The 5818-nt window shown below is 51.7% G+C and carries 7 protein-coding genes; 3 read left to right on the top strand and 4 right to left on the bottom strand.

What is annotated here, in order from left to right:
* Positions 1 to 237 precede the first annotated feature (237 nt).
* From ACR0K9_RS21325 to ACR0K9_RS21310, 4 genes are all read right to left on the bottom strand, one after another.
* Entirely contained in the window at positions 238 to 1248 is a 1011-nt protein-coding gene (locus tag ACR0K9_RS21325; RefSeq protein WP_480826081.1) for a DUF2955 domain-containing protein, read from the bottom strand.
* The gene (locus ACR0K9_RS21320) at positions 1238 to 2302 is read right to left on the bottom strand and encodes an HlyD family secretion protein (RefSeq protein ID WP_480826080.1); all 1065 of its coding nucleotides are present in this window, start codon (positions 2300 to 2302) and stop codon (positions 1238 to 1240) included. Before ACR0K9_RS21320 ends, ACR0K9_RS21325 begins: the two co-directional genes overlap by 11 nt.
* Entirely contained in the window at positions 2299 to 3378 is a 1080-nt protein-coding gene (locus ACR0K9_RS21315) for an AI-2E family transporter (protein ID WP_480826079.1), read from the bottom strand. The genes ACR0K9_RS21320 and ACR0K9_RS21315 overlap by 4 nt, the downstream gene beginning before the upstream one ends.
* Before the next feature lie 176 nt (positions 3379 to 3554).
* Positions 3555 to 3881, bottom strand: a complete 327-nt coding sequence (locus tag ACR0K9_RS21310) for a potassium channel family protein (RefSeq protein ID WP_480826078.1) — start codon at positions 3879 to 3881, stop codon at positions 3555 to 3557.
* 89 nt (positions 3882 to 3970) lie between these two features.
* Here ACR0K9_RS21310 and ACR0K9_RS21305 point away from each other — a divergent pair, with 89 nt between their 5' ends.
* From ACR0K9_RS21305 to ACR0K9_RS21295, 3 genes are all read left to right on the top strand, one after another.
* The gene (locus ACR0K9_RS21305; RefSeq protein ID WP_480826077.1) at positions 3971 to 4141 is read left to right on the top strand and encodes an integrase core domain-containing protein; all 171 of its coding nucleotides are present in this window, start codon (positions 3971 to 3973) and stop codon (positions 4139 to 4141) included.
* 210 nt (positions 4142 to 4351) lie between these two features.
* Positions 4352 to 4921 (top strand): carboxymuconolactone decarboxylase family protein, encoded by a 570-nt coding sequence (locus ACR0K9_RS21300; protein ID WP_480826076.1) that lies wholly within the window; start codon positions 4352 to 4354, stop codon positions 4919 to 4921.
* A gap of 333 nt (positions 4922 to 5254) precedes the next feature.
* On the top strand, positions 5255 to 5674 hold the full coding sequence (locus ACR0K9_RS21295) for a hypothetical protein (protein ID WP_480826075.1): 420 nt from the start codon (positions 5255 to 5257) through the stop codon (positions 5672 to 5674).
* Positions 5675 to 5818: the final 144 nt, after the last annotated feature.

Below are 5818 nucleotides of genomic sequence, written 5' to 3'. Positions count from 1 at the left end.
TCAAAACGCGGCGTAAATTGAAACTACAGCGAGCCTGAGCCTCCAAAGCCAATCAACCGCTCGTGTTCCAAATCATTTGATGACAGACAGTCACAGCGAACATTTGATAGTCCACAATAAGGAGCGAACGGCGGCTGTTCGGACAAAGCTGACGTCTTTCGGCCCAGATGAATTACGTATAAATGGTCAAACCGGGAACTCTGCTGGTTTCAGCGCCAAGCTTTGTCGCAACTAACTTTATTGAGTCGCCTGGCGCTCTTTTTCCGGCCAGAATTCATCCACCACGACATATGCGATGATTACAAAAAAAGCGGCGCTGGCAACTTGCAATACGCGAGTGATGCTCTTGACGTCAGCCTCGTCTGAAAATGGTGCAACCGAACCGCCATATACAATCAGAGCTGTTGTAATAGCGGAACCGGCGGCGGCGGCGAGCGGTACTTTTGACTTTCCAAGTGCTCCGAGTGTTAGGCAAAAGAAAAAACACAGCAGAATGGGAGTGAGAATAACCGGAGCTATTACGTTTATTTCATAGCATATGATGGATACTGCCGCCCCCAGTAGGTTTGCCGTCAGCATTGCTTTTGCGACGGTTTTGCCGGCGGCAGGCATTGCCGCAAGTTGCTGGCTCAGCAGGGCGACAAAGAACAGAACCAGTAGTGCAGATGAGCCGGAAACAAAAAACGCTATGGCAAACGGAACTGTGACAAGCGACATCCTGACTATTCGACGATGTGGATCGAAGTTCGGCGACGATGCGGCCTTCTTTTGAGCGGGCGTTTGAGGTTCAGCGGGTATCAACACGAACATCAGCGTCGATACGAAGCCTGCAAATAGCAGGTTCAACGGTATCCAGTACACGAGCACCAAAGCCAGATCCTGTGATTGCAGAACCAAGTTCGGGATCATCAATGCTCCCATGAGAGCGATGACACCCGGCAATACTCCGGCACCGGAAACTGACCACATGAAAGAAAGGATTATTCCAATGGCCACGAGGATGAGGAACACAAGAGGATATGGTGAGAAGATTGACGACATCAGGAATGAAATGAACATCAATCCAATTGAGAACACAAACAGCTTACCAAATGCCGCCAACGGCAATGCGGCAGGCGCTTGCAGAAATAGGGCGGTGAACACTGCCCCGACAACGGCAAGTGGCCAACCAAGAAACAAGCCCAAGGAAAAGACGCCGGTAACACCCACCGCTAGCCGGGCGACAGAGCGCTGGTCCTCAGTACGCATAGGAGAGGATTGAAACCAAGCGGATGTAGGTGCGGCCTACGAGGTTCAGCAGCGAGTTGTCACTCAGATACATAATCACATCGGCCTGCCCGTTCAGTTGAAAGCGAAGATCATCTTCGGCACTTCCAGCTTCATAGCCGGGCAGAACGATCCTGACCGGAAACCTTTCAGGCTCCCGCAAAAATCCCTTGGTGCTTGGCGGGCTCGCCAATTGCCCTGGCTCATCACCGCCACTTAGGGAAACAGCAGCACTAAAGCTCTCAATGACGCCCGGAACAATCTTACCAGGATGCATATCCAACACCACATCAACCGGAGACCCTATCGAAGCTCTTCCCAGGTTGTTCTCGGTAAAATACGCCTCGATCCAGACGTCAGTTGCATCCAGAAACGTCAGCAGATCCTGACCGGATCGCGCATACGTTCCTGGGGCTATCAGCAGATTAGAGATGACGCCTGTCGCCGGAGCACGCAGTTCAGTCCATTCAAGGTTGAGTTCTGCGTCCGCCAAGGCCGCCAACGCGCGCTGGATTTTCGGGTTTTCAATCCCGTCATCACCGAGCCTTTGCTTTGCTTTTTCCAGATCAGCTTGTGCGTTCTCAAAGTTTGCCTCAGATTCTGCTAGTTGTCCTCGTGCATCATCGGCCTTTGAGACGGCAATCAACCCTTTCTTTTCGAGCGCAAACACACGTTCCGTCTGAATGCGCATCGTATCCAGATCGCTCTGCGCCCTTGCGAGTTTGGCTTGTGCCGCACTTACCTCTGCCGACGACGCACCCACCTCCTGGGTCGCCGCTTCAAGATCAGCTTCCGCCTTTGAACGCTCGATTTCGTAGGGCCTGGAATCTATTCGAACCAGAACATCACCTGCCGAAACGACTTGGCCGTTTTCTACCAAAACTTCCGTTACCGTTCCGGTCACCTGAGGTACGATTTGGGTGGCCACAGCTTTTACTCTGGCGTTCCCGGTAAATGGCGTTTTTCGATCAGCGACCAGATACCAGACAAGAAAAATCAAAATGACAGCCAAGGTTGTCCATATCGTCTTTCTCATTTCGCCGCACCTTCAACAGTGCCTTCTGCTTCAGGCGAGGTATCAATCCAAACCTTGAACAGCTCATAGAAGACAGCAAAGAGTACTGGCCCCATAAAGACGCCGATTAAACCGTACGCCATCATACCTCCGAGAACACCGATAAGGATGACCAACATGGGAGTCTCAAGGCCCTTTGAAATGAACACGGGTCTTAGGAAACTGTCCATTATCATGACGGGAACGGCCAGTATGGTGAAGATCAAAGCAGTTCCGCCGGACATAGAACTCCACGCGTAGATAATAACGGGTAAAAGAACCAATCCGGGCCCGATTTGGATAATCGAGAGTATCAGGCAGATAAATGCCAGCGTGGCTGCCGAAGAAATCCCAAACAAAGCCAACAATATCCAAACGAAAACCGCCTGAATGGCTGCTACGCCAATCACGCCTTTTGTCACATTCCGGATCGTTGCGCCTGCCAGTGTTACGAATTCACCGCCGCGTGGTGCGAAGACACGGTTGGCAAAGCGCTGAAGACCCAGGACCAAATTTGGCCCGGGGCTGAACAAAGCCCCCATAATCAAGACGGACAGTGCTAAGCCAAGCAGCCCTATTCCGATGCCCAGCACCTTTCCGAAGAGCGATTTGGTGATCTCGAGGATTTGCGCGCCATATTTTGCAAGCGCGCCGTCAAGATTGCGCTCAAACATTCCCCAGACTTCGGCTATTTTGTCTCCCACCAAGGGCAACTCCTTGAGACCCTCGGGCGCAGGTGGGACTTTCAACTCACCTTTGTCTGCTTGTTCTGCGAATTCAGACCCAAGTTCTGCGGCACCAGACACCGCGGTAGCGACTGGCCCAAGGGTCAGAACAAGGCCCAACAAAACCAAGATCGTCGTGGCAAGTTTTTTCCGTCCTCCCAGTTTGGACTGAAGCCAATCAAATGCCGGATAAAGCGCCACACAGAGGATCGTTGCCCAGATAACTACACTCGCAAGCGGGGCCACCATGACCAGGGCGCTGTAGAGGAATAGTCCGAGAAAGAGCAATCGTATCGCTAGATCGACAATCTTTGCGTCCTGTGTCTTTTCCATTCCATCCCTCCTTATGTTTTTCGAATGTTACACTCAAAAAACATAATATGTATATTTTTTTGAATTTTAGTGATCATCTATCAGCTTGAAGACACAAATAAATCCGGGCCTGGGCTTGAGATGCCCAGTCAAACCAATGCCTGGGCATGAACTCGATTTGGCCAAATTGAGATAGTCTATTTGTCCGCTTTATTGTCGTCTTGGGACAAGATTGTATCTGCAACTGTGGTCGCTGCGGTCACGAAGACACCGAGACCTACTATGATGTATACCATTGTGAAGATCTTTCCTGCCGCGGTTTCAGGTGAGAAGTCACCAAACCCCACGGTCGAAATTGTCACCACAGAAAAGTAGATTGAGTCGAGCCAACTCCAACCTTCGACAAAGTGGTAAAAGACCGAGGCCCATAAAATCATTCCAATTGTGAAGGCAAGAATGCCTTTCACTCTACCGTCTTTGAAAGCGATGCCCATCCCACGTGTTATTCTTGTTAGTGAGTTCATCGTGTCCTCATCATATAATGAATTCACATATAGCAGTAATTGTATGAATCTGGGAAATTGAAAAGTTCGGGCCACCAGCAGTTCGAGAAGTGATCAATGCCGAATGGTTCACCACAACCGAGCAGGCCCAGATCGTCATCTACCACTGGCTCAAGCAGTACGATCATACCCGCCCTCACCAGGCGCTCAACATGCGTCCACCAGTGTCGGGAACCATATTAGAAAAACGCCAAACCAATGGCCCAGATACAGGGGGCTAGACAACTATTCATCCGAAAAACGAACTCTGCTTTGGGCTCACTGCCGATCTTCGGGTAGAGGTAGCGTGCGTCCTAGGCCAGCCAGGGGCTGATGGCCATTGTGAGGACAATGCCGCCGATTGCCAAGCGAGATTGCCGGTAGCCTGATGTCCGTGCGGCGATCCAGGCAATACAATCGCCAGTCTACCTTTTGTTTATGGAAGGCTTCTAATGAAGAGGCTATTTCAATCGCTTTCCAAGGACGCAACGCTTGGCAGTGTCTTTCAGGTGTTTCCAGAAAATCTCGCTCACTGGTGCGAGTTTGAAAATCTTGTCATGCGGGGAGGGATTGAGCTTTCCGGCGCCGAGCGTGAACTAATTGCCGCCTACGTTTCCGGTTTGATTTCCTGCTTCTATTGTCACGATGCCCATACCGTATTTGCTCGCGCCAATGGCACTGAACCAATGGTGGTTGAGGCGCTGATGGACGACCAATGCTCGGCACCAGTTGATCACCAGATGGAGCCCGTCCTCGCCTACGTTGCGAAACTCACACTTTCACCCTCCCGTATGACGGAAGCAGTCGCACAAACAGTCTATGAAGCGGGATGGTCGGAGCACGCGCCATTCGATGCGATTCAGGTCTGCGGTGTCTTCAATTTGGTGAACTGCCTAATAGAGGGAACTGGTATCAGTAGGGTTTCCAGAGACTCAGGAACGCTCGGTGAGCAAACGTTTGCAAAGTTCACAAGCAGTTCGTTCTACACCGATTTTGGTATAGCCAACGGGTTAGACGTCTGAAAATACCGAGTCTGCTCCGGGCTCTCTGCGGACTTCGGATGCGATGCGGGATTCTTTGCCCTCAATCCAACTACCCTGATGAGGACGGCCCAAAAGCCACTTTGGATGTACCCCGCGATATTGCGGATGCAACCTTCTTTCCGGACATTCGCCGTGAGCGCAAAATCTGGAAGCAATTGAATTCATACATCGCTGACAAAGCCGACCTTTAGCGCACAACGATCTTTTTGCGCGATTTCGTCGAATATCGGGAACCTTTCTGCCCGTCCTGCATCCAATGAAACAGGAGCGCGCAAATGCGCATCCTAAGAAAACCTTGGAAAGGACGTTACCATGTTTGGCAAAACCGCAATTGCCGCTGGATTTATCATAGCAACTTCACTCGCCGCCAACGCGCAGGATGAGCAAGCCCTCGCGACGGCCCCCGCCGGTGAACCCTATGTGAAAGTGAGCGATGTTCTTCCCCTGCCCGAGTTCATCCCCGGTCTGGGAACGCTTTTCGTCGACCCCACCACACTCCCAGCGGGACCCTTCCTGGCGTATGATCGCGACGGCCGATTGTCCGCGACGGTTTACATGACACCGTTGGACGATCTGCAGAACGGAACATCGTTTGACGGCCTGAACATCGGATCACACACCGTCAGTTTCACCGATATTTATTTCAATGCAGGGCATCCCGGCGTGGATAAGCCGCACGCACATGTGGTTCTGTTTCACGATGAAAACGCCAAGGAGCGTCTGGCCGAATGATCTGCACGCGACGCCATGCTGTATGGCTCGGCGGATGCGCAATCGCATCCGTCGCCGGTTCGCGGGACGCATTCTCTCAACCGACCACTACGATTGAAATGCGTGGCATCCAGCTTGGCGAGCGCATCTGGTATCATCCTGTTG

Source organism: Ruegeria sp. L12, from assembly GCF_056531745.1.
This window is presented reverse-complemented; position numbering and strand designations above follow the sequence as displayed.

Coding starts and splice junctions, on each gene's coding strand:
- ACR0K9_RS21325 (WP_480826081.1), bottom strand. CDS start 1,248: ATGCGTACTGAGGACCAGCGCTCTGTCGCCCGGCTAGCGGTGGGTGTT.
- ACR0K9_RS21320 (WP_480826080.1), bottom strand. CDS start 2,302: ATGAGAAAGACGATATGGACAACCTTGGCTGTCATTTTGATTTTTCTT.
- ACR0K9_RS21315 (WP_480826079.1), bottom strand. CDS start 3,378: ATGGAAAAGACACAGGACGCAAAGATTGTCGATCTAGCGATACGATTG.
- ACR0K9_RS21310 (WP_480826078.1), bottom strand. CDS start 3,881: ATGAACTCACTAACAAGAATAACACGTGGGATGGGCATCGCTTTCAAA.
- ACR0K9_RS21300 (WP_480826076.1), top strand. CDS start 4,352: ATGAAGAGGCTATTTCAATCGCTTTCCAAGGACGCAACGCTTGGCAGT.
- ACR0K9_RS21295 (WP_480826075.1), top strand. CDS start 5,255: ATGTTTGGCAAAACCGCAATTGCCGCTGGATTTATCATAGCAACTTCA.